General features: G+C 36.5%; 25 protein-coding genes. 10 read left to right on the top strand and 15 right to left on the bottom strand.

Going from position 1 to position 20,522, the window contains the following annotated elements:
- Positions 1-2: 2 nt before the first annotated feature.
- The 3 genes from M2372_RS19830 to M2372_RS19820 are packed head-to-tail and all read left to right on the top strand — an operon-like array spanning position 3 to position 2,285.
- Positions 3-1,085: a mannose-1-phosphate guanylyltransferase gene (locus M2372_RS19830; protein ID WP_228438461.1), complete on the top strand. Its 1,083-nt coding sequence runs from the start codon at positions 3-5 to the stop codon at positions 1,083-1,085.
- Positions 1,086-1,117: 32 nt separating this feature from the next.
- Positions 1,118-1,783: a hypothetical protein gene (locus M2372_RS19825; protein WP_123320292.1), complete on the top strand. Its 666-nt coding sequence runs from the start codon at positions 1,118-1,120 to the stop codon at positions 1,781-1,783.
- Positions 1,752-2,285, top strand: a complete 534-nt coding sequence (locus M2372_RS19820) for a GNAT family N-acetyltransferase (protein ID WP_115968553.1) — start codon at positions 1,752-1,754, stop codon at positions 2,283-2,285. The genes M2372_RS19825 and M2372_RS19820 overlap by 32 nt, the downstream gene beginning before the upstream one ends.
- A 71-nt stretch (positions 2,286-2,356) precedes the next feature.
- On the opposite strand, the gene bcp is transcribed toward M2372_RS19820, so the two are convergent.
- A complete protein-coding gene (gene bcp / locus M2372_RS19815; RefSeq protein WP_123320293.1) occupies positions 2,357-2,806 on the bottom strand; it encodes a thioredoxin-dependent thiol peroxidase in 450 nt (149 codons plus the stop codon).
- Between the two features lie 33 nt (positions 2,807-2,839).
- Between bcp and nth the strand changes: the two genes are divergently transcribed.
- Entirely contained in the window at positions 2,840-3,460 is a 621-nt protein-coding gene (gene nth, locus M2372_RS19810; protein ID WP_115968549.1) for an endonuclease III, read from the top strand.
- Between the two features lie 89 nt (positions 3,461-3,549).
- Here the strand turns inward: nth and M2372_RS19805 are convergent, their stop codons facing one another.
- Both M2372_RS19805 and M2372_RS19800 read right to left on the bottom strand, forming a co-directional pair.
- Positions 3,550-3,996 carry a DinB family protein gene (locus M2372_RS19805; RefSeq protein ID WP_185018870.1) on the bottom strand — a complete coding sequence of 149 codons (447 nt, stop codon included), beginning with the start codon at positions 3,994-3,996 and terminating at the stop codon, positions 3,550-3,552.
- A gap of 61 nt (positions 3,997-4,057) precedes the next feature.
- On the bottom strand, positions 4,058-5,854 hold the full coding sequence (locus tag M2372_RS19800) for a DUF885 family protein (protein ID WP_115968548.1): 1,797 nt from the start codon (positions 5,852-5,854) through the stop codon (positions 4,058-4,060).
- 166 nt (positions 5,855-6,020) lie between these two features.
- Between M2372_RS19800 and M2372_RS19795 the strand changes: the two genes are divergently transcribed.
- The 4 genes from M2372_RS19795 to M2372_RS19780 all read left to right on the top strand — a co-directional run bounded on the left by M2372_RS19795 (position 6,021) and on the right by M2372_RS19780 (position 8,686).
- A complete protein-coding gene (locus M2372_RS19795) occupies positions 6,021-6,482 on the top strand; it encodes a hypothetical protein (RefSeq protein ID WP_115968546.1) in 462 nt (153 codons plus the stop codon).
- A gap of 173 nt (positions 6,483-6,655) precedes the next feature.
- Positions 6,656-7,360, top strand: coding sequence for a MotA/TolQ/ExbB proton channel family protein (locus M2372_RS19790; protein ID WP_115968545.1), 705 nt, complete (start codon positions 6,656-6,658; stop codon positions 7,358-7,360).
- A gap of 12 nt (positions 7,361-7,372) precedes the next feature.
- A complete protein-coding gene (locus tag M2372_RS19785) occupies positions 7,373-7,771 on the top strand; it encodes a biopolymer transporter ExbD (protein WP_123320294.1) in 399 nt (132 codons plus the stop codon).
- Between the two features lie 24 nt (positions 7,772-7,795).
- Entirely contained in the window at positions 7,796-8,686 is an 891-nt protein-coding gene (locus M2372_RS19780) for a ferric siderophore ABC transporter substrate-binding protein (protein WP_123320295.1), read from the top strand.
- Between the two features lie 16 nt (positions 8,687-8,702).
- Here the strand turns inward: M2372_RS19780 and M2372_RS19775 are convergent, their stop codons facing one another.
- The 10 genes from M2372_RS19775 to M2372_RS19730 form a co-directional block, all read right to left on the bottom strand.
- Positions 8,703-9,095 carry a hypothetical protein gene (locus M2372_RS19775; RefSeq protein WP_115968541.1) on the bottom strand — a complete coding sequence of 131 codons (393 nt, stop codon included), beginning with the start codon at positions 9,093-9,095 and terminating at the stop codon, positions 8,703-8,705.
- Between the two features lie 19 nt (positions 9,096-9,114).
- Positions 9,115-9,849, bottom strand: a complete 735-nt coding sequence (locus tag M2372_RS19770) for an ATP-grasp domain-containing protein (RefSeq protein ID WP_123320296.1) — start codon at positions 9,847-9,849, stop codon at positions 9,115-9,117.
- 12 nt (positions 9,850-9,861) lie between these two features.
- On the bottom strand, positions 9,862-11,265 hold the full coding sequence (locus tag M2372_RS19765) for a nucleoside recognition domain-containing protein (protein ID WP_123320297.1): 1,404 nt from the start codon (positions 11,263-11,265) through the stop codon (positions 9,862-9,864).
- A gap of 227 nt (positions 11,266-11,492) precedes the next feature.
- Positions 11,493-12,002, bottom strand: a complete 510-nt coding sequence (locus M2372_RS19760) for a DUF6973 domain-containing protein (RefSeq protein WP_115968536.1) — start codon at positions 12,000-12,002, stop codon at positions 11,493-11,495.
- A 54-nt stretch (positions 12,003-12,056) separates the two neighbouring features.
- Positions 12,057-12,911, bottom strand: a complete 855-nt coding sequence (gene accD / locus M2372_RS19755) for an acetyl-CoA carboxylase, carboxyltransferase subunit beta (protein ID WP_115968535.1) — start codon at positions 12,909-12,911, stop codon at positions 12,057-12,059.
- Between the two features lie 90 nt (positions 12,912-13,001).
- Positions 13,002-14,072, bottom strand: a complete 1,071-nt coding sequence (gene fbaA / locus M2372_RS19750) for a class II fructose-bisphosphate aldolase (protein WP_123320298.1) — start codon at positions 14,070-14,072, stop codon at positions 13,002-13,004.
- 69 nt (positions 14,073-14,141) lie between these two features.
- A complete protein-coding gene (locus M2372_RS19745; RefSeq protein WP_115968531.1) occupies positions 14,142-15,008 on the bottom strand; it encodes an NAD kinase in 867 nt (288 codons plus the stop codon).
- Between the two features lies 1 nt (position 15,009).
- Complete coding sequence (locus M2372_RS19740; protein ID WP_115968530.1) at positions 15,010-15,663, bottom strand: CBS domain-containing protein; 654 nt, start codon at positions 15,661-15,663, stop codon at positions 15,010-15,012.
- Between the two features lie 187 nt (positions 15,664-15,850).
- Complete coding sequence (locus tag M2372_RS19735) at positions 15,851-16,381, bottom strand: RNA methyltransferase (RefSeq protein ID WP_123320299.1); 531 nt, start codon at positions 16,379-16,381, stop codon at positions 15,851-15,853.
- Positions 16,382-16,386: 5 nt separating this feature from the next.
- Entirely contained in the window at positions 16,387-17,007 is a 621-nt protein-coding gene (locus M2372_RS19730; RefSeq protein WP_123320300.1) for a toxin-antitoxin system YwqK family antitoxin, read from the bottom strand.
- Between the two features lie 55 nt (positions 17,008-17,062).
- Here M2372_RS19730 and M2372_RS19725 point away from each other — a divergent pair, with 55 nt between their 5' ends.
- The gene (locus tag M2372_RS19725) at positions 17,063-17,662 is read left to right on the top strand and encodes a hypothetical protein (RefSeq protein ID WP_228438459.1); all 600 of its coding nucleotides are present in this window, start codon (positions 17,063-17,065) and stop codon (positions 17,660-17,662) included.
- Positions 17,663-17,674: 12 nt separating this feature from the next.
- Here the strand turns inward: M2372_RS19725 and M2372_RS19720 are convergent, their stop codons facing one another.
- Entirely contained in the window at positions 17,675-18,658 is a 984-nt protein-coding gene (locus M2372_RS19720) for a bestrophin family protein (RefSeq protein WP_228455752.1), read from the bottom strand.
- A gap of 148 nt (positions 18,659-18,806) precedes the next feature.
- On the opposite strand from M2372_RS19720, the gene M2372_RS19715 reads away from it, so the two are divergent.
- Positions 18,807-19,685: a cupin-like domain-containing protein gene (locus M2372_RS19715; protein ID WP_123320301.1), complete on the top strand. Its 879-nt coding sequence runs from the start codon at positions 18,807-18,809 to the stop codon at positions 19,683-19,685.
- 253 nt (positions 19,686-19,938) lie between these two features.
- On the opposite strand, the gene M2372_RS19710 is transcribed toward M2372_RS19715, so the two are convergent.
- Entirely contained in the window at positions 19,939-20,469 is a 531-nt protein-coding gene (locus M2372_RS19710) for a GNAT family N-acetyltransferase (protein WP_123320302.1), read from the bottom strand.
- Between the last annotated feature and the right edge of the window lie 53 nt (positions 20,470-20,522).

The raw sequence follows: 20,522 nt of genomic DNA, 5'->3' as shown, positions 1-20,522 counted from the left end.
GAATGTTAAAATCAGATAGATACTGTGTGATAATGGCGGGAGGAATCGGTAGTAGATTCTGGCCGATGAGCACGCAGAAATTTCCAAAACAGTTTCAGGATATTTTAGGAACAGGGCGTACCATGATTCAGCAAACTTATGACAGAATCAGTAAAGTAATTCCTAAAGAACATATATTCGTAATTACGAATAAAGAATATGTGACACTTTCCCATCAACAGCTTCCGGAAATTCCGGAAGAAAATATTGTGGGTGAACCTCTGATGAAAAATACAGCGGCATGTAATCTGTACATGGCGAATAAAATTGCTGAAATAAATCCGAATGCTACCATGATCGTTCTTCCTGCAGATCATCTGATTCTGAAAGAAGAGGTATTTCTGGAAAAAGTATTGTTGGCATTTGACCTGGCTTCCAAACATGATTATCTGGTAACATTGGGAATAACACCTACAAGACCTGATACAGGATATGGGTATATTCAGTTTGTAGAAAAGAAAAATTCAGAATATTTCAAAGTAAAAACATTTACAGAAAAGCCAATTCTTGAGATTGCCCAAAGCTTTTTAGATAGCGGAGATTTTCTTTGGAATGCAGGAATCTTTATCTGGAATATCAAAAGCATTCATCATGCATTCGAGATGTATCTTCCCGAGATGACGCAGCATTTTATGGCGTGCGAATATAACTCAGAGAAGGAAAACAGCTGTATAGAAACCATTTATCCAAAGGTGCAGAAAATTTCCATTGATAACGGAATTTTAGAAAAAGCGAAAAACGTATATGTTATTCCATCAGACTTAGGGTGGAGTGATCTTGGAACATGGACGTCTGTCTATGAAAATACGGACAAAGACAAGGATGGAAATGCAGTGAAACTGAAGCATTTGCTTTCTTACAACTCAAAAGGAAATATTATCCGTTTAAAAAACAATAACAAGGCAGTCATAATTGATGGTCTTGAAAATTATATTGTAGTAGATACTGATAAGGCACTTCTTATTTGTCCCAGAGACAACGACCAGCTGATCAAAGATTATGTACTGGATCTGAAAAGTTTTAAGAAAGGAGACAAATTTATGTAGTATTTGGTATCTTTTATGCTTATTTTTAGGCTATGATTAAATGTACACTCCGATTCACGACTTTAGTACTTTTACTTTTTACAGTTCTGGGAAATGCCCAGGAAAAGAAAAAGTTTTCAAGTATCCCCAATATATTACAGAGAATAGAGCCTGACGATAAGGTAGACTCCTGGGTTCTGGTATACAACAGCTATGGAAAAGGGGAGGAGATCAAAGTTTCCGGAGGGAAGATAAATTATACACCTCAGTTTTCCGGATTTAATATGTTTCCTAGTGAAGACAGTTTTTATTATATAGCCTATTCTTCAGGTGGAAAAATTAATTATATACTTGATACTGAAGCTTTAAAAGTTTTTGTAGGAAAAATTGATAATGTTCAGGAGGCTGCGATAATACTGGCTGCCGATGGCTATATGGTAGACGAGGAGTTCAAGGATCTTGCAGGGAATTATCATGAAGATCAGAAGAATTATTATCTGGACCTTGGAAAATTAACATCAAAGGAGTGTCCATATCAGAAAACACATTATACATTAACGGTAAGTAAGACTACCGGGCTTGTATCGAACGTGAAAGATAATGGAACCTATATTGAGCTTTACAATAAAAAATGTGCTAATAACCCAAGACTTTTAAAAGTCGAGAAAAAAGAAGAACCAAAGACCGATGAGCCTAAAAAAACATCCAAACGCAGATAATACTTATGAAACAGAGCGTTTAATACTTCGCCCTATGTCTGCTGAAGACAGAGATTTTATTTTTGAGCTGTATAACAGACCAAAATTTATCCAGCATATCGGCAACCGAAATGTGAATACTGCTGAAGACGCTGAAAAATATATTCTGAACAGATTTGCTCCACAGATTGAGAGACTTGGATATGGAAACTATCTTTTAATAACTAAAGATAATAATGAAAAAGTTGGAGCTGTGGGAATTTTTGAAAGAGAAGGGCTTGATGTGGTAGATATTGGCTATTCTTTATTGGAAGAGTTTGAAGGAAAAGGCTATGCTTTCGAAGCAGCCCAAAAGGTAAAATCTATTGGAATGGATGAGTTTGGATTGTCAAAAATATCTGCAATTATTTCAAAAGATAATCTTTCCTCACAAAAGCTGATCGAAAAATTAGGATTGAAGTTTATGAAATATGTTACCCTTCCTGGAGAAACGGAAGAGTTGAATTATTACGAAACAGAATAAAAATCAAACGTTACACCATAAAAAATCCACAAAATTCTTTGTGGATTTTTTCTTTTTATCAGGGCCGAAAACTATCCTTCTAAAATTTGTTCGGCAGCAGTTTTGGAGGTTACTTTTTCAATAACCCTTGTACAAACTCCATTTTCATCAAAAATAAACGTGGTTCTTACAATTCCCATATAAGTTTTACCAAACGTCTTTTTCTCCTGCCAAACCCCGAATTTTTCAATAATATCATGGGTTTCATCGGCAATAAGATCATAAGGGAATGCGAATTTGCTGTGAAAGTTTTTCTGCTTCTTTACAGAGTCTCCACTTACTCCCAATAGCTGGAATCCTGCCTGTTCAAGCTTGGAATAATTATCACTCAGATTACACGCTTCAACAGTACATGTTGGAGTACTCGCCTGAGGATAAAAGAAAACAACTAGCTTTTTCCCGATTAATTTTGGTGAAGATACAGTTTCTCCATCCTGGTTTATTCCTTCAAATTGAGGTAATTTATCTCCAACTTTCAGCATAATGATTTAATTTTGTTCAAATTTAAGGGTAAAATGACAAAAAAGCAAAGAGCAGAACTCGTTCAGATAGAACTGGATAAATTATATCCTACAACACCTATTCCTTTGGATCATACCGATCCTTATACTTTAATGGTTGCTGTTGCCCTTTCTGCACAGACAACGGATAAAAAAGTAAATGAAGTTACCCCAAACCTTTTTGAGGTTGCCGGAACACCACAGAGAATGGCGAAGCTGGAAGAATTTCAGATCAAGGAATTGATTAAAGAAATAGGATTATCCAATACCAAAGCCAAAAATTTAAAGAGAATGGCTGAACTTTTACTTGAAAGACATGATGGTATTGTTCCACAGACTTATGAAGAATTAGAGGCTCTTCCGGGTGTAGGACATAAAACGGCATCAGTAGTGATGAGCCAGGGTTTTGGATTTCCTGCTTTTCCTGTAGATACACACATTCATCGCCTGATGACACAGTGGAAACTTACTTCCGGTAAAAATGTGGTGGAAACAGAGAAGGATGCCAAGAAATTATTCCCGGAAGAAGTATGGAATAAGCTTCATCTTCAGATCATTTTCTATGGAAGAGAATATTCTCCGGCAAGAGGAAAAGGAGAGAAAGATTTTATTACCAAAATGATGTTTGAAAAGTAAAAATCCTGATTTTGTACAAAATAAAATTCCCCTTTTTTGAAGGGGAGGATTTTTGCTTAGCAAAAAGACAGGGTCGTTTATAATAATGATTAAATATCCAATAATCTTCTATGGTAATTAATCTGTCCTAAATGATAATCCAAATGGGTAATAAGATGAATCAGAAAGTAACCAGTTGTCATCGTATCTTCAAAAACAACAAGTGGATATTCCTTTTCCATTTCAGTTTCCGGAAGCTGGCTTAAAACAGAGTCTATCATGGTCGTCATTGCTTCAATTTTTTCAATCAGTTCTGCTCTGGGAATATCTTTTAAAGAAAATTCAAGGTCACGATGCCTTACGTAACCTGTATTTCCCAGCTGTGTACCTATAAAATGATTAAGATTTCCTATTAAATGAAGGCATAGATTTCCTGCGGAATTGGAAATGTTTTTGTCAATCTTCCAGAGGTTCTCTTCGTTTTGATAAGCTTCTATTTCGGATTTTAATTTGTGCAGGTCTCTTTGATAAAGAGAGCGCAAAGGTGCTATGATCATGGTGGTTGGTTTTAAAATTAAAAAATGGGACCGTTTAAAAAAGTCCCATTTGTATTTTATATTACTTCTGTTTTTTAGCCCAAAGCTCCATCTTTCTGTTCAAAACATCCAATGGAAGACATCCCTGACTTAATACTTCATCATGGAAGCTCGCCAGGTTAAATTTGTTGCCGAGCTCTTTCTGATATTTTTCTCTCAGTTCACGGATTCTTAAAGACCCTATTTTATACCCTAAAGCCTGTCCCGGCATAGCCATATATCTTTCTACTTCAGCTACTGCTGCTCCTTCATCATAAGATATATTGCTCAGGAAGTATTTAATAGCTTCCTCTCTGCTCATTTTTCCGGTGTGTAAACCTGTGTCTATCACTAGTCTTACTGCTCTCAGCATCTGATCGCTTAAATATCCCATTTTCTGGTAAGGATTAGTATATAAGCCAAATTCAGGACCTAAGGTCTCACAATAGTGTGCCCATCCTTCGCCATAGGCTCCAAACCACCCGAATCTCATGAACTTCGGAAGTTTTGTATTCTCCTGTTGTAAAGAAATCTGATAATGGTGCCCTGGAATCGCTTCATGTAGGAATAAGGATTCCATTCCTGAAGTTACATTGAATTTGGTAGGATCGGGAAGCGGAACATAGAAAATTCCTGCTCTTTTTCCATCAGGAGTTCCCGGAATATATTCAGCACTTGCACTGGCTTCTCTGAATTTTTCTGTCTGTCTGATCTCAAACTTTGTTTTTGGAGTCACATTGAACATGGTCTTCAGCTTCGGTGTAATCTTCGTCAGAATACTGTTGAACCCGTCTAAAACCTCCTTAGAAGACTTATAGGTCATTGCTTTTGGATCTGTTTTCACAAAAGTGATAAACTCTTCTAATGTGCCGGAAAAACCAACCTGCTGCTTTACTTTTTCCATTTCTGCACGAAGCATAGCAACCTGCTGTAATCCGATCTTGTTGATCTCATCTGGAGATTTTTTCGTGGTTGTCCAGCTTTTGACATAATAACCGTAAATTTCATTTCCGTTGGGAAGACTGTTGTATCCATCTGTATCTCTGCCTTTGGGTAAATATTCTTTTTCAAGGAATGTTCCCATTTTGGTATAGGCAGGAATTATTTTTTTAGTAATGACATCTTTATAAAGTGCTGAAAATTTATCTTTTTGTGCTTGAGTGAAGTTCTTCGGGAAGTTTTTAACAGGTCCGTAGAAAATGTTTTTTTCCATATCCTGAGTGGTAATTTCCTCAGCTTTCATTTGTGGAATCATTTTAACAATCAGCTTTTTAGGCAAGACAACCTTATTATTAATTCCTTCACGGAAGTTATCTGCAGCGGCATCCATCCATTCCGGGAATTTTTCCATTCTCTTCAGCCAGTCACTATAGTCTTTTTCTGTCTTGAAAGGCTGGCTTCCCTGTCCGCTTCCATACAAAGGAAAGTTCAAAGGAAGGCCTCCGAACTGAGTGAATGGGATATATTCCGGGTGATAGGCATACGCTTCAATTTTATCCTTTAAAGTATAATCCAATACATCATATACCACTTTATCCTCATCAGAAAGTGCTTTGTAATCTACATTTTCAAGCTGCTTCTGTACTGAATTGTAAAAAGCCACTTCTCCTGAGATGAAATCTTTATCAATATTGATGGGAAGCTGATCATTGTATCTTAGATCTCCCTGAGATGTTGCAGCTAAAGGGTATAGTTTAAGATACTGTTCATAATAATTGGATGCAATAGAATCCAGGTTGGTAGGGGTCACCTTGGTAAGGGGAGAATCTGTCTTTTTGCACGAAGCAAGACCGATCATTAATCCTAGTCCCAGAATACTTTTCGATAAAATATTTTTCATTTCAGAATCTTTATAAAGCAAAAGTAAGTATTATTGGGTATTTACACCCATATCCGAATTGATTTTAAAAAATAATTTTCAAAATCCTTTTCACATTAAATCAATTTTTTATCTTTGTCTAAAACGTTTAACAATCATATTATTACAGTTCTTTTTTTAAGAAAAAATGAAAGGGATTTTAAAAATTTACCATCCGGAGGAAACGCTAAAATACAATATCAGAAATACTTATTGTAAAGCAGTTTACAGCAACCAGCAGCATTTTTTAGAGGTTGAAATTATTACGGATGACGGTTTGGATCACGTAGACGATGATTCATTACAGTACAACTTTCCGCAGCTTTCACTTGAGATCTTCGATTTTCCTATCGACTCTGCGGAAATAGAAGGAAAAACAATCAAAATCAATGATTCTGACGAAGAAACCTATACCGAGGTTGATCTTTTCGATGATGAAGATGCCTATGTCTATGACAATGAGCTCTTTTTCGAAAAGAATGAAGAAGGTGAGCTTCAGGTGATCTGGAAGGGAACTATTGATGATTTCTATACCGGATCCGATACTCCTATTCCTTTTAGGTTAAAATGCGAGTTCAGGCAGGATGATATTGAAGTAGACGAAGACTAAACACTACTGTCATTCTTTTTAGTATCAAATTTCTTTTCAAAATTTCTTTTGGAAAGAAATTTGCTGTTCATAAATCCTAACAAACTTTAAGTTGTTTTTAAGCAATTTTTAAGAGAGCAATTCATAATATTCCACTACATTTGTCGTTGAAACTTTAATAAAATTCACATTTAATGCTGTTAACGGAACTTTCTCAGATTTTATTTGCACAAATCACTACCCCTGCAGTTGCCGCAGACAATTTAGAATTTTCATTCTGGAAAATTATGTTCCACGGAGGAGCCTTCGCTAAAATAGTGATGGCAACCGTATTGCTGCTTGGAGTATTTTCTCTGTACCTGTTTTTTGAAAGATTTTTCTTTATTAAAAGGCTTACCTCAAAGACAGACTCCAACTTCATGAATAATATTGAAGATTTTATCAAGGAAGGGAAAATAGAAGCCGCTGCTGATTATTGTAAAACACAGAACTCTCCGGAAGGAAGAATTCTGGAAAAAGGAATTTCAAGACTGGGACGTCCGGTTTCTGATATTGTAAGTGCAATGGAATCTCAGGCTCAGGTAGAAGTGGCCAATATGGAGAAAAACCTGAATCTTTTGGCGGTAGTACCAAGTATTGCACCAATGTTGGGACTTCTGGGAACGGTAATCGGGATGATTATTGCTTTCTTTAATCTATCTCATGCATCCGGATCTTTCTCACCAAAAACACTTTCGGAAGGTATTTATACCGCCTTAGGGCAAACGGCTGTAGGTCTTGCAGTGGCAATCCCCGCAAACTTCTGCTACAATATTCTTTTAACAAGGATTGATAAGTTTGTACTGAAGGCACAGAATATGTCTGGAGAATTTTTAGATCTTATCAATAAACCTTTATAAATCTTTCCTAAGATGAAAATTCAGAGAAGAAATAAAGCGAACCCGGAATTCAGTTTAGCAGCGATGACAGACGTTATCCTGTTGATGCTGATCTTCTTTATGATTACCTCTTCTGCCGCCAACCAAAGTGCGATAGAGGTAAATCTGCCGAAAGCCGGGGCTGTTGAAGATAATATTCCCAATCCTGTGGTAGTAAGTATTAAACCGGATGGGGCTTATTTTGTAGATGACAATCCGGTGAACAGGGGAGATCTGGAGAAGATTATTGTAGATAAATTAACAAGTCAGGCCAATAAGTCTTTCACCATCAGAGCCGATGAAAATACCATGCATAAAGATGTTGTTTTCGTAATGGAAATCGCTGAAAAACATAAATTTAACATTGCTATTGCAACGGTTAAGGATAAATAATAAGTGTAAGAATCATTTTTTAGGATGAGAAGCTATACAGCAAACAAAAACGAGGAGAACCGGGACAGAATAAAAAGTGCATTGCTTTCTATTCTTATATGGTGTGCCATCCTGCTTTTTGTTTTTTACTATAAATTGAAACCGGAACTGGATAAAGAACCTGAGGTTATCACCACCATGCTGGTTAACTTTGGAGACAACAGAAACGGAAACGGAGCTGAAGAACCTGCTGAACAGCCCGGAAGTTTGGCTGCTGCTACAGAAGAAGTAACTCCTGAACCAGTAGAAGTTCCTGTTCCTGAAACGAAAGCCGAAGTAAAACCGGAACCTGTAGTGAAACCAGAACCAAAGAAAGTGGAAACTAAGGAGAAAGTTATTACAGGAAACAGTTCAAAAAATACGGTTCCTAAAAAGGAAGAATCTAAAAAAGCTGAAAAAAAGGAAGCCACCAGTGCAAGTGCTTCTAAAAATACTAAGAAATCAGGAGCCGCAAAAGCCAATTCAAAGACCGGAAACGGTGACGGGCAAGGAAATGCTGCTATCGGGAAGTTTCTTGGTGGTAAAGGACAAAACCCAGGTGGGCAGGGAGACGGAAAAGGTCCTGGAAATGCAGGAGATCCATTAGGTGGAGACGGAAACGGCGACAGTAAAGTGGGGATTGATAGAAAACTGGTAGGATACATTCCCGGAACGATGGGAAGAGGAGGAGCACAGCCCTCTCACAGCTGTACTGCCAGCGGATCTATTACAGTTGCCTACACTGTAGATAAAGCTGGAAATGTAGTATCTGCGAGAAGAGTAGGAGGAATTTCCGATCCTTGTGTATCATCTACATCCGTTAGCTGGGTAAAGAAATATGTAAAGGCTGAGAAAGCCAATGTATCTTCCAACGGAACATATAAAATTACATTCTAAAATAGAAAAAAGCACTTTATTCAAGTGCTTTTTTTAATTCATTTATTCTGTTGATGACCGGAAGGGCAAAGATTCCACTAGTTTGTAGGTAAAGCTCATAGAATGTTTTGGCCTTATCCTGAAAATCTTTATTCTGATCTTCTCTGCTCTTAAAGTAGAAAAGGTTTCCAAGCATTTCGTAATAGTCTTTATGGTCTCTTTCTTGTCTTTCATTGACAAGCGTGATCACTTCTTCTTTTGTCATTGAAGATACTTCCGTAAAATTCATTTTGAAAATATCTCTCATGAGAGTATCAAAATCCAGTTCTTTCTGTAGTAAACTTTCTTCAGGCTTGTCCAGGATCAGTTTTTCTAATGCCTGAGTCAGTTGACGAATAAGTCTTAGGGTGAATTCTTTATCTGTAATCATATACTGATATTTATTTTAATTAAAAGTTTAAATAATCTTCTGTTTGAGTGAGTTCACTCCATCTGGCAGAAAGAAATTTTGCGTAATTATAAGGGGAAATTCCATAGGTTCCCAAAGAATGTCCGTCATTTACTTCTACCAAAATTGTTTCTCCATTTTCATTTACTCCGAAATCCAAGGCATAAGAACGAGGCTGGGACTGAAATGCTGAGATTGCATTCCGAACAATTTTTAAATCAATTTTTTTATCCCATTCTCCTTTGTATCTTCTGATGTCCAGAATTTCTTTATATCGAATAAAGCACCTCCATTCCGTTTTAAAATCGATCAGTTCAGAACACCATATTCTAATATCATTTTCCGGATCAATAAGACCTACAAAATCCATTTCGTTTTTGATTACCTTGCCTGCGAAAAGCTTTGTTTCCGTTTGTGGTTTTATGAAAATGTTCCAGTTTTTGCTGTTGAATGTTTCATTGATGGTTGAATCCCAGATCTTTCTTTTTAAATAGGCTTTCAGTTCTGCAGGATAATCAATCTCTTTATTTTCACGAATGATATTTAAATTTTGCAGACGTTTTCTAACATTTAGAATACCTCCAACGATAATATGCTCAGGGTTGTTATCAGAAATTTCGCCTGAGTCTATGAATTTTTCAACTTCGAATCCAAAGTTTTTAAAGCCTTCATACGCTGTAAATGCATTCACATTATAAAACTCACCATCTTTATTTGTCTGAATATATGCTTTCATAGCGTAATAAGGTTAGGCAAAAAACAAATAAGCAAGTGCTATAGAGGTAATAATACCTACCAAATCCGCCAAAAGCATAGCAATTACCGTGTATCTGGTATTCTTAATGGCTACAGCGCCAAAATATACCGCAATCACGTAAAATGTAGTATCTGAACTTCCCTGAAGAACAGCTGCTAGTTTCCCCTGGAAGCTGTCTGCTCCAAAAGTTGACATCGTATCTACCATCATTCCTCTAGCTCCGGAACCGGATAAAGGTTTGATTAGTGCTGTGGGAAGTCCGTCAACGAATCTTGGATCAAGGTTGGCTGTATAGGCAACCCACTTCATTCCATCAATGAGTACATCAAAAACTCCGGAAGTTCTAAGAAGGGAAATAGCGATTAGCATTCCAACCAAATAAGGAATAATCTTTACGCAGGTTGTGAAGCCTTCTTTAGCGCCCTCAATAAAGGCATCAAAAACGTTGATCTTTTTATAAACGGCTCCAAGTACGATAGCAAGGAAGATAAACAGAATAAGACCATTACTTAATACCTTACTGAAGTCGTCAAGTTCATCTTTGCTCAATTGCACCAGGTAAACAACTAATAAACCGATAATTGCTGAGATTCCACCTACATAAGCAATTACTACCGGGCGGAGAAGATTGATCTTCTGATATAAAGAAACAATAATCATAGCTGCTAAGGTTGCCGCAAAAGTAGCAATCATACAAGGCAGAAAGATATCGGTAGGTGTTTTTGATCCCATCGAAGCTCTAATCGCAATAATTGATACCGGAATAAGGGTCATTCCTCCTGCATGAAGACACAAAAACATAATCTGTGAATTGCTGGCGGTATCTTTATTGGGATTTAAAGTTTGGAGACTTTCCATTGCTTTGAGTCCGAATGGGGTAGCTGCATTATCCAATCCCAGAAGATTGGCGCTGAAATTCATCAGCATATGTCCGAATGCCGGATGGTTTTTAGGTATGTCTGGAAATAATTTAGAGAAAAACGGTTGAATGAACCGGCTTAAAAGATTGATTCCGCCTGCTTTTTCCGCAATACTCATGAACCCCATAAAAAGAGTCATAATTCCAATCAGGCCAATGCATATTTTTACAGCTGTTTCTGAAGTTCCGATGACACCATCCGCTTCCTGAACACGGTAAACGTTTACATTTTGTTTTAAAGAATCTGTTTTATAATGAATTCGGCTTTCTGTAAAATCATTTTTCTTCATCAGGTTATCCTTCACGACAGGGGAGAAGGTATTCATAGGCTGAGTGGCAACCTTCACCGTATCACCACCTTTCCCAACAACCATATCATTGAAAATGGTTTTGTAATTATCTGATGAAATGTATTTTATACTGGCAATGGCAATGGCAATGATAATGAAAGCCGACCAAATTCTGCTGAGAACCATTCGATTGATTTAATTGTTTAAACTTATCAAAAATACTTTAAACCACAAAAGTTACAAAAGAATTAAACACTTAAGTTTTTGAGAAGTGAGAAGAATTCTGTTGATAACAGTCTCAAGCTATTGAAAATCATTTGTTTTAACGCAATGTTCGCAAAGATTTTTATAGGAAAATATCCATAAAGTTTTATTATTCCTTTGCGTATTCTTAGCGTTTGAAATAGAAAATATTACTCTTCCAGATAAACAAGATGACCTTCAAAATCATCATTCAGGTTTTTCAGGACCTTAGCATTATCCATTTTTTTAACTAACCCTTCTACAAAAAAGCTTTTTTCGAAGAATTGGCGGTGAATTCCTGGTAATAGTTCCATGAAATAATCCATTCCGAATTTGTTATTATGGAGATCCATTTTAGTTTCCAGAGGTTGATTGGGAAATAGTTCTTCGTGCATGTCTGTCATTCTTTTACAGAAATCCAGTGCTTTTTCAGGTGAGGAAATTTTACAGCAATACATCATGATGAAACAACACCAGAGTGCATGCCTGAAAGCATTTCCTATGCCATTGTTAGATGCTGTTTCAGGGAATTTTGCCTGTGCAATGGTAAATGCTTTCACGGTAGCATGAAAGCTGAGTATGGCAAAAAGAGGATGGGGGAGGATAAGAGATAAGAGACGGATGATCTTCTTAAAACTCATGCTCCGAATGGTATTGAAAAATATCTTAAAAGTCCTCATAAATAAAAATCTCTCCCCAATTAGAGAGAGATTGTATTGTTTTTGTTACAGAAACTATGCTTTTACAGCTAATAAATTAACGGTTTTAGCAACAGTGTCCTGAATTTCAGTTCTTTTTACAATGAAGTCAACAAATCCTTTTTCCTGTAGGAATTCAGAAGTCTGGAAACCTTCCGGTAAATCTCTACCGATCGTTTCACGAATTACTCTTGGTCCTGCAAAACCGATAAGAGCTTTCGGTTCAGCCATAATGATATCAGCAGTCATTGCAAAAGATGCTGTAATCCCACCAAAAGTTGGGTCACACAGATAAGCGATATATAAAAGACCTGCTTCTGAAAGTTGAGCCAATTTAGCCTGCACCTTAGCTAATTGCATCAAAGAATAGGTAGCTTCCTGCATTCTTGCTCCTCCGGACTGACAGATGATCATATACGGAAGTTTGTGCTTGATACAGTAGTCTACAGCTCTTCTGATCTTTTCACCCATTACAGAACCTAAAGATCCACCAATAAAAGCAAAATCCATACAAGAAACCACCATTTCAGTTCCTTTTACAGTTCCTACAGCGTTTCTGATAGAATCCGTAAGCTTGGTTTTAGCTTTTACTTCTTTTAAACGGTCTTTATAAGGTTTTGTATCCTTAAAGTTTAAGATATCAATACTTTCAACATTGGCATCCAGTTCGGTAAATTTACCACCGTCAAAAAGGATGTCAAAAAATTCCGCACTTCCTATTCTTACATGAAATCCATCTTCAGGAGAGACGTAATTATTTCTCTTTAATTCCTCATGCTCCACAACTTTTCCAGATGGAGTCTGATGCCACAGGCCTTTGGGAACGTCCTTTTTTTCATCAGTAGAGGTGGTAATGTTTTTTGCTTTTCTTTTAAACCAGTCGAATGCCATTTTTAATTGTATTAATGTATAAATGTAAAATGTACCAATGTAAATGTACTCCTTATGATTACTTTTTACATCGGTACAAATGTACAGTTCTTATTTTAAAGTATTTACGTTATTTAAATCTTCAAATGCTTTCACCAATCTTGTAGAGAATGTATCCTCACCTTTTCTAACCCAAACTCTTGGGTCATAGAATTTCTTGTTAGGCTTTTCTTCTCCTTCAGGGTTTCCGATCTGAGCTCTTAAATAATCAATATTGTTTACCATATAGTCTCTAACGCCTTCTGTGTATGCAAACTGAAGGTCAGTATCAATATTCATTTTGATTACTCCGTAGTCAATTGCTTCTCTGATTTCTTCCAAAGTAGATCCTGATCCTCCGTGGAATACGAAATTGATAGGCTTGTCAGCTGTTCCGAATTTTTCCTGAACATATTTCTGAGAGTTGTCTAGGATTTTCGGGGTAAGAACCACGTTTCCTGGCTTGTAAACTCCGTGTACATTACCGAATGCAGCAGCAATCGTAAAGTTGTCAGAAATAGCTCTTAATTTTTCGAAAGTATATGCTACATCTTCCGGTTGAGTATATAGTTTAGAGTTATCAACGTCTGAGTTGTCAACACCGTCTTCTTCACCACCAGTTACTCCGATTTCTACTTCAAGAGTCATCTGAAGCTTAGCCATTCTTTCAAAATACTGAGCTGAAATTTCAAGGTTTTCTTCTAAAGATTCTTCAGAAAGGTCTAGCATGTGCGAAGAGTAAAGAGATTTTCCTGTCTGCTTGAAGAATTCTTCGTTAGCATCCATTAATCCGTCGATCCAGGGAAGTAATTTCTTTGCACAGTGGTCTGTGTGAAGAATTACAGTTGCTCCATAAGCTTCAGCAAGAGTATGAATGTGTCTTGCTCCTGCGATAGCTCCTAAGATTGCAGACTTTTGTCCGTCATTGCTTAATCCTTTCCCTGCATTGAAAGCAGCTCCACCATTTGAAAACTGAATAATTACAGGAGAATTTAATTTCGCTGCAGTTTCCATCACAGCGTTTACGTTGCTTGATCCAATTACGTTTACTGCAGGTAATGCAAATTTGTTTTCTTTAGCATACTGAAAAATATCAGTAACTAACTGACCTGTGGCAACTCCTGCCGGAAAAATTCTGCTCATGTTTTACTTTTTATTATAAATTTATTAGGTGCTTAATTTCGTGTAAAGGTAATCATTTTTAAGAAATCATTAATTTCTTTTGTCGCGTCCCCAAAGCAGCTTCTGACGGATGGTTTCGTAAAAGCTTAGATTGTTGGGCTGTACCAGAAGAAGCTGAAAATCGGCTTTCCTGATGATGATTTCCTTATCGGTCTCAATATGGATCAGTCTGGAGTCTAAAGAAAGAGAGTATTGTGGTACCCTGCTTTCCACTCTGAATTTGATCTCCACTTTGTCGTTTACTACTAAAGGTCTTACATTCAGGTTGTGAGGAGCAATAGGGGTGATGACAAAGTTTTCGTTATTGGGAGAAATGATTGGCCCACCGCAGCTTAAAGAGTAAGCGGTAGATCCGGTTGGAGTTGAAATGATCACTCCGTCTCCCCAGAACACATTTAAAAATTCATTGTTAATATAAGAGTCTACCGTAATCATGGAAGTGGTCTCTTTTCTGGAAACCGTTACATCATTCAGCGCATAAGGAAAAAATCCTTCCAGATTTGGAGAAACTACTTCAATTACTGATCGGCGGCTTGTTTTTACATCTCCTTTAAGGATTGAATCCAGTTCTTTAAAGGCTTCCTCTTTGGTGAAAAAAGCCAGAAATCCTAATCTTCCGGTATTTACTCCTACGACCGGGATCTCAAGATCTTCAATGAATGTCAGTGAATTCACAATAGTTCCGTCACCGCCAAAGGTAAAGAAAAGGTCTACTTCCTTATCCAAAAGATCCTGTTTACTGTTGAATGTTTCGAAAATCTTCGAAAACTGAAGAGCTTCAGCCATTTCATCATACAGAACAGATTTTACACCTCTGGTTTCAAGTTCAGAGATAAACTTGCTTAAATATAAAAAAGTATCAAGATCTTTTTTCTGAGAATATATGGCTACCTTCATGTTATATTTCTATAAATTTTTGGAAAAAACCGAATCGGTCTTTAAACAGATCGGATTTCTCATCAGAATAGTATTTTTCAACAATTCTGTAATCGTACCGGTCAAAAGTTGAATCTATCGAGGCCAGGTTTTCATTGCTGATCTTGATGGTGATGTGGATCACTTCATCAGACATAAAGCTTATAAAACCACCGTAAAATTTCGAGTTATTACTTTCCACAATATTGGCAATCTCCGTCATGGAATATTTTCTGGAAGGAGTTTCTACAGTAAGAATAGCTCCTGATTCTGAAAATAGGGGATAACGGGAAAGATCCTGGAAAATATCATCACAGGTAATATAGCCCAAATACTTTTCATTCTTATTAATCACCGGGATTACATTAGAATTGAAAGTATAAAACAGGCGGATACTATCCATAATATTATGGTCATCCAAAATGGCAAACCGCTCGATCTGATGCTCAAGTTCCTTCAAAGTTCCACCATCTTCTTCGTATAAAAAGTCCTTTGCAAGGGCTCCGTAAAAGTGATGGGATTTTTTGATGAAAATATGAGAATATCCGAAATCTTCCAACATATTTCTGGCCGACTCTATAGAGTCCGACAGGCTAAAACATGGGAAGTCTTTTGAGATATAGTCCTTGATAAACATTGTGCTAATTTATAAAAAATTAAACGAAACTTTTTCTGAAAACACGACTTTTTTTAAGGTAAAACAAAAAAAATGCCATTAAAATTTGTTTGTAAAGAAAAAAAAGGTACCTTTGTCGCCTTTCATTTTTACTTTTTATTAGATTTATTTCAAACTGCACTGTCTACTAAGGACATATGCAGTTTTTTTATTTTAGGGCTTTCGCAAACTCCCACATTACAATTCCGCCACATACACTCACGTTAAGAGAATGCTTGGTTCCAAGCTGTGGAATTTCCAGAAATACATCAATATTAGGCAGTACCTCATCACTTATTCCCTCTACTTCATTGCCTAAAATCAGGGCGTATTTTTTAGACCTGTCAATAGAGAAATCTGTAATCATCTGACTGCCTGTAGTCTGTTCGATTCCTATGATTTCATATCCTTTACTTTTCAGTTCTGAAATTGCATTGTTGGTATCTTCTTCATGAGACCAGTCTACACTTTCTGTTGCTCCCAATGCTGCTTTGTGAATTTCGCGGTGAGGCGGCTGTGGCGTAATTCCGCAAAGGATTATTTTTTCAATTAAAAAGGCGTCTGCCGTTCTGAAAGCTGCACCTACATTGTGCATACTTCTGATATTATCTAAAATGATGACCAACGGAATTTTTTCAACTTTCTTAAATGTTTCTACATCTATTCTGTTAAGTTCCTCCAGTTTTAGTTTCTGTACCAATTGTATTATTTTGTTGAGATTAATTTTCCGTCTTTATAGACCTCTGTTTTTTCAATGCTGCCGTTTTCGAGGTAATGGACTCTGTTACCATTCCATTTGTCATTGGCAAATTCTGTTTCACGTTGTACTTTGCCTGAACGATAAAATACTTTCCATTTTCCGGTGGCAAGTCCGTTTTCATAATTCCCGATCTGCTTTATTGATTTTCCGTCTTCATGAAAGAGTTTGGTTTCTCCATGCAGTTTTGCAAATTTATAGTTGGAGACTTCTTCCACAACTCCCTTTGGAGAATAGAAGGTAGCGGTAAAACTATTATCATAAATGTTTTTGTCTCCATTTCTATACACTTCCTTCGCGGTAAGAGTTCCGTTTTTATCATAGTAAGACCATTCTTTTACTTTGAAATCTTTTTTGAACTCGCCTTTTGCATTTACTTTTCCGTTATCATGATAAAAAACAGCATCACCTTCTTTTTTTCCTTTCTTCCATTCAATTTCGGTTTTTACCTGCCCGTTGTCATAGAAGTCTTTGCAGTTTCCTTCCTGTAACCCGTCCTTATATCCACATGGTTTCTGGGCCAAACCCATGATAGAAAAAGAGAAAAACAATAGAAAAATGTATTTCATAGCTATTTTTATTTCAAAAATAGTAAAATACTTATATTTGATTCAAAAATATACTATGAAAAATTTATTCTCTTTATTCATACTGGTGTTTGCCTTTTTACCTTCACAGGCACAAAATACCTATTATCCTCAAGCTTTCTTTGATAAAAAACTAGCCCGTGATATGCTGGCATTCGGAAATTCAACGATTGAAGGGGTAGCTTCTACCAAGCAAAAAAATAATTGGGGCATAAAACCATTGCTTGGACAAAAACATTATGCTCCTAAGGGAACCGTTATTATGCTTTTTCCTGTAACTCCTTATTTTGAAGAGTTTTATAGCATGAGAAAAAAGTATGAAAATAAGAAGACTACAGTTTATATGTCTGAAGAAGCTTTTAAATACAGAGTGGAGGCTTTAACAGATGATCACGGCCGTTTTAAATTTGAAAAACTGAAACCAGGGAAATACTATCTTGAAACCATTGTAAACTTTACAGCAACGGCGAGTTACCAACAGCAAACGGGAACTTCAGATGCCTATAATGGATACGGGGGCTATCTGTATTCCACTCCCATATATAGCACCTTTTTTTACGGATATGACGCTGCCAACAGGGAAAGTAAATTTGTTGAGATAAAAGCAGACGGAGAACTTAAAGAAATCAACCTTTAAAAGGTTGATTTTTTATTTCTTGCTCATAATCTGATGAACATTTTTCTCAATATTCTGGGCTATGGTCTCCATTGGGATGTCATTCTCATCATTGTTGAAAGGATCTTCAATTTCCTCGGCAATCATCTCAAGACTCATCAGTACATAATACACAAAAACAGTAAGTGGTATCATGAAAAGGCCTATCGTAATAACGTAAGCAATAGGAAGGGCAAGTACATATAGGATGATGAATTTTTTAATAAAGGATGAATAAGAATAGGGAATGGGTGTGTTTTTAATTCTTTCACATCCGCCACATACTTCCAGAAAACCTGATAGTTGAGTATCTAGATACAGCATTTCAATCTCTGAAATCTTTCCTTCTTTCTTTAATTGGTTAAGTTTATGACTTAAAAGAATAAGAATTTCACTAGGTCCATGGTTTTTCAATGATTTTTCAATTTCTGTATAATCTTCATCTAATGCCAGGCGCGTTGATTCCTTAGAAAGGTGTTTGGCTAAAAAGTGAGGAAAATATTTTAAATATCTTGAAATCTGTTCTGCATCCTGACGGTTATCTCCAAGAATGGTATTGATTTTTATCGCAAAGTTGCGAGTATCGTTCACTAGTTTTCCCCATAGTTTTCTTCCTTCCCACCATCTGTCATAGGCTGTATTGGTGCGGAATACAAGCAAAAGAGAAAGGACAAACCCTAATAAAGAATGGATCATTCCTACATTGCTGATTCCTGATTTTGCAGTAAGATGAAAATATCCCACTTCCAGATATTGAATTCCCCAGGAATATAATCCCACCATAATCATGCTTGGAAAAAGTATTTTCAGGGTGTCGCTTTTATGTAAACTGAAAAGGATTTTAAGGAAATGTTTCGTGTTATAGACTCTCATAAATTCGCTTAATATCACAAATATAAATTTTTCAGAATAAAGTAGGAAGTCTGAAGCTGGAAGAGGAAAGTTATTGAGGTCGAAAAGCAGGTTTAAGCTTTCCATTAATAATTTTCTATTGAATGTTGTATTATAGGTACTTACAGACAAATAGAAACTTCCAGCCTCCTTCTTCCAGCTTCCAACTTAACAATCTTAATTTTCGCAGTTTTCAAAAAAAGACTATTTTTAATTCGCATTAAATACAAAGTACATGATCCTCGAAAACGTAGATGTAGTCAATGATATCAGTAAAGAAGATTTTCAGAAGAACTATTTCAAAAAGCATAAGCCTCTTTTAATCAAGAATTTTGCAAGCCGTTGGGATGCTTTTGATCTGTGGAACCTTGCCTATATCCGTGAAAAGGCAGGCGATCAGAATGTTCCTTTGTATGACAACAAGCCTGCTGATGCTGCTAAAAGCTCTGACGCTCCGGTAGCTAATATGAAAATGAGGGATTATATTGATACGATAAAAAGGAAGCCCTCAGATCTCAGGATCTTTTTCTACATCATTACAGACAGGTTGCCTGAACTGCTTAAAAACTTTACCTATCCTGATTTGGGAATGAAGTTCTTTAAAAGGCTTCCTACTTTATTTTTTGGAGGAAGTGAAGCACATGTGCTAATGCATTACGATGTAGATTTGGGAGATTTTATGCATATCCATTTTGAGGGGAAAAAGAGAATTTTATTATTTGATCAGAAACAGTCTCCATTTTTGTACAAAGTGCCTTTATCTGTTCATACCATCTATGATGTAGACTACGAGGATCCTGATTATGAGAAGTTTCCGGCACTGAAATACGCAAAAGGATATGAAATCTTTATGGAACATGGAGATGCGCTTTTTATTCCGGGAGCGTTCTGGCATTTCAACAGATATCTTGAACCTGGTTTTTCTCTGTCACTAAGAGCATTACCGAACAAACCAAACGTATTTGCTAATATGCTGTACCATGTCTTTATCATGAGATACACAGATAAGCTTATGCGCAAACTATTTAAAGCCAAATGGGTGGATTATAAGAAAAAATGGGCCTTTAAGAAAAGCAGTGAGGCTTTGGAAAAGCATTTACATAAAGGAAATTAGTCTGAAAGGATTGAAGATGGAGGCGGGGAAAAGTAAGTTATTTTTGTCGAAACCTCAGGGTAAGTCTTTCATAAAAAATATTTGATTCTTATATCCAATGTTGCATCATTGTCATAGGGTACGCCGAATCTTTGATTTCTGACATTTGGAAGGATATAAAAGATTCTTCCAGATGTTTAGAATGATAAGTAGATGTTTACAGACAAATAGTAACTTCCAGCTTCCTTCTTCTGGCTCCCAGCCTTATAACATCTTATTTATTAATTAACCCAAAGATCTTGGCATCTACAAATCTTCCTTTTTCAAAAAAGTAGTCTCTCAGCATTCCTTCTTCCTGAAAACGGATCGATGTTAAAAGTTTTTCAGATGAAATATTGGCCGGATCTATAAAGGCGTCCACACGATGCAGTCTCATACTTTCAAGACCAAAGGTCAGAATAGGCAGTATAGCTTCTTTCATATAAGATTGTCTCCAGAAAAGAGGATTGAGTTCATACCCGATTTCTGCCTTAAAATGTTCACGATACCAGTTGTGATAGCCGCATGTACCAATCACTTTTCCATTCGATTTCAACTGCAAAGCCCAGCGGAATCCTTTTCCTTTTTCAAATTCACTGTTGAAATGCTGAATGATTTGCTGTGCATCTTCGAGAGATTTGAACGCTTCAAGATCATAATATTCCATCACTTCTTCCAAAGAAAAATATTCGAGCAGATCTTGGGCATCATCGAGGGTAAGCTGGCGTAAAATAAGCCTTTCAGTTTCTAGAAGGGGAAATTCCATGGATGTGATTTTATGGTGAAAATACAATTAATTCCTGATAAGGAAAAGTTATT

Source organism: Chryseobacterium sp. BIGb0232 (assembly GCF_024810195.1).
Lineage (GTDB): Bacteria > Bacteroidota > Bacteroidia > Flavobacteriales > Weeksellaceae > Chryseobacterium > Chryseobacterium pennae.
Note: the sequence above shows the minus strand (reverse complement) of the source record. Positions and strands in the feature narration are given on the sequence as shown.

Excerpts from the sequence above, each read along its gene's own strand:
- M2372_RS19800 (WP_115968548.1), bottom strand. The coding sequence starts at position 5,854 with ATGAAAAATATTTTATCGAAAAGTATTCTGGGACTAGGATTAATGATC.
- M2372_RS19785 (WP_123320294.1), top strand. The coding sequence starts at position 7,373 with ATGAAAATTCAGAGAAGAAATAAAGCGAACCCGGAATTCAGTTTAGCA.
- M2372_RS19775 (WP_115968541.1), bottom strand. The coding sequence starts at position 9,095 with ATGATTACAGATAAAGAATTCACCCTAAGACTTATTCGTCAACTGACT.
- M2372_RS19790 (WP_115968545.1), top strand. The coding sequence starts at position 6,656 with ATGCTGTTAACGGAACTTTCTCAGATTTTATTTGCACAAATCACTACC.
- nth (WP_115968549.1), top strand. The coding sequence starts at position 2,840 with ATGACAAAAAAGCAAAGAGCAGAACTCGTTCAGATAGAACTGGATAAA.
- M2372_RS19740 (WP_115968530.1), bottom strand. The coding sequence starts at position 15,663 with ATGTTTATCAAGGACTATATCTCAAAAGACTTCCCATGTTTTAGCCTG.
- accD (WP_115968535.1), bottom strand. The coding sequence starts at position 12,911 with ATGGCATTCGACTGGTTTAAAAGAAAAGCAAAAAACATTACCACCTCT.
- M2372_RS19710 (WP_123320302.1), bottom strand. The coding sequence starts at position 20,469 with ATGGAATTTCCCCTTCTAGAAACTGAAAGGCTTATTTTACGCCAGCTT.
- M2372_RS19720 (WP_228455752.1), bottom strand. The coding sequence starts at position 18,658 with ATGGAAAGCTTAAACCTGCTTTTCGACCTCAATAACTTTCCTCTTCCA.
- M2372_RS19725 (WP_228438459.1), top strand. The coding sequence starts at position 17,063 with ATGAAAAATTTATTCTCTTTATTCATACTGGTGTTTGCCTTTTTACCT.
- M2372_RS19765 (WP_123320297.1), bottom strand. The coding sequence starts at position 11,265 with ATGGTTCTCAGCAGAATTTGGTCGGCTTTCATTATCATTGCCATTGCC.
- bcp (WP_123320293.1), bottom strand. The coding sequence starts at position 2,806 with ATGCTGAAAGTTGGAGATAAATTACCTCAATTTGAAGGAATAAACCAG.
- M2372_RS19780 (WP_123320295.1), top strand. The coding sequence starts at position 7,796 with ATGAGAAGCTATACAGCAAACAAAAACGAGGAGAACCGGGACAGAATA.
- M2372_RS19820 (WP_115968553.1), top strand. The coding sequence starts at position 1,752 with ATGAGCCTAAAAAAACATCCAAACGCAGATAATACTTATGAAACAGAG.
- M2372_RS19795 (WP_115968546.1), top strand. The coding sequence starts at position 6,021 with ATGAAAGGGATTTTAAAAATTTACCATCCGGAGGAAACGCTAAAATAC.
- M2372_RS19715 (WP_123320301.1), top strand. The coding sequence starts at position 18,807 with ATGATCCTCGAAAACGTAGATGTAGTCAATGATATCAGTAAAGAAGAT.
- M2372_RS19830 (WP_228438461.1), top strand. The coding sequence starts at position 3 with ATGTTAAAATCAGATAGATACTGTGTGATAATGGCGGGAGGAATCGGT.
- M2372_RS19730 (WP_123320300.1), bottom strand. The coding sequence starts at position 17,007 with ATGAAATACATTTTTCTATTGTTTTTCTCTTTTTCTATCATGGGTTTG.
- M2372_RS19805 (WP_185018870.1), bottom strand. The coding sequence starts at position 3,996 with ATGATCATAGCACCTTTGCGCTCTCTTTATCAAAGAGACCTGCACAAA.
- M2372_RS19745 (WP_115968531.1), bottom strand. The coding sequence starts at position 15,008 with ATGAAGGTAGCCATATATTCTCAGAAAAAAGATCTTGATACTTTTTTA.
- fbaA (WP_123320298.1), bottom strand. The coding sequence starts at position 14,072 with ATGAGCAGAATTTTTCCGGCAGGAGTTGCCACAGGTCAGTTAGTTACT.
- M2372_RS19760 (WP_115968536.1), bottom strand. The coding sequence starts at position 12,002 with ATGAGGACTTTTAAGATATTTTTCAATACCATTCGGAGCATGAGTTTT.
- M2372_RS19825 (WP_123320292.1), top strand. The coding sequence starts at position 1,118 with ATGATTAAATGTACACTCCGATTCACGACTTTAGTACTTTTACTTTTT.
- M2372_RS19770 (WP_123320296.1), bottom strand. The coding sequence starts at position 9,849 with ATGAAAGCATATATTCAGACAAATAAAGATGGTGAGTTTTATAATGTG.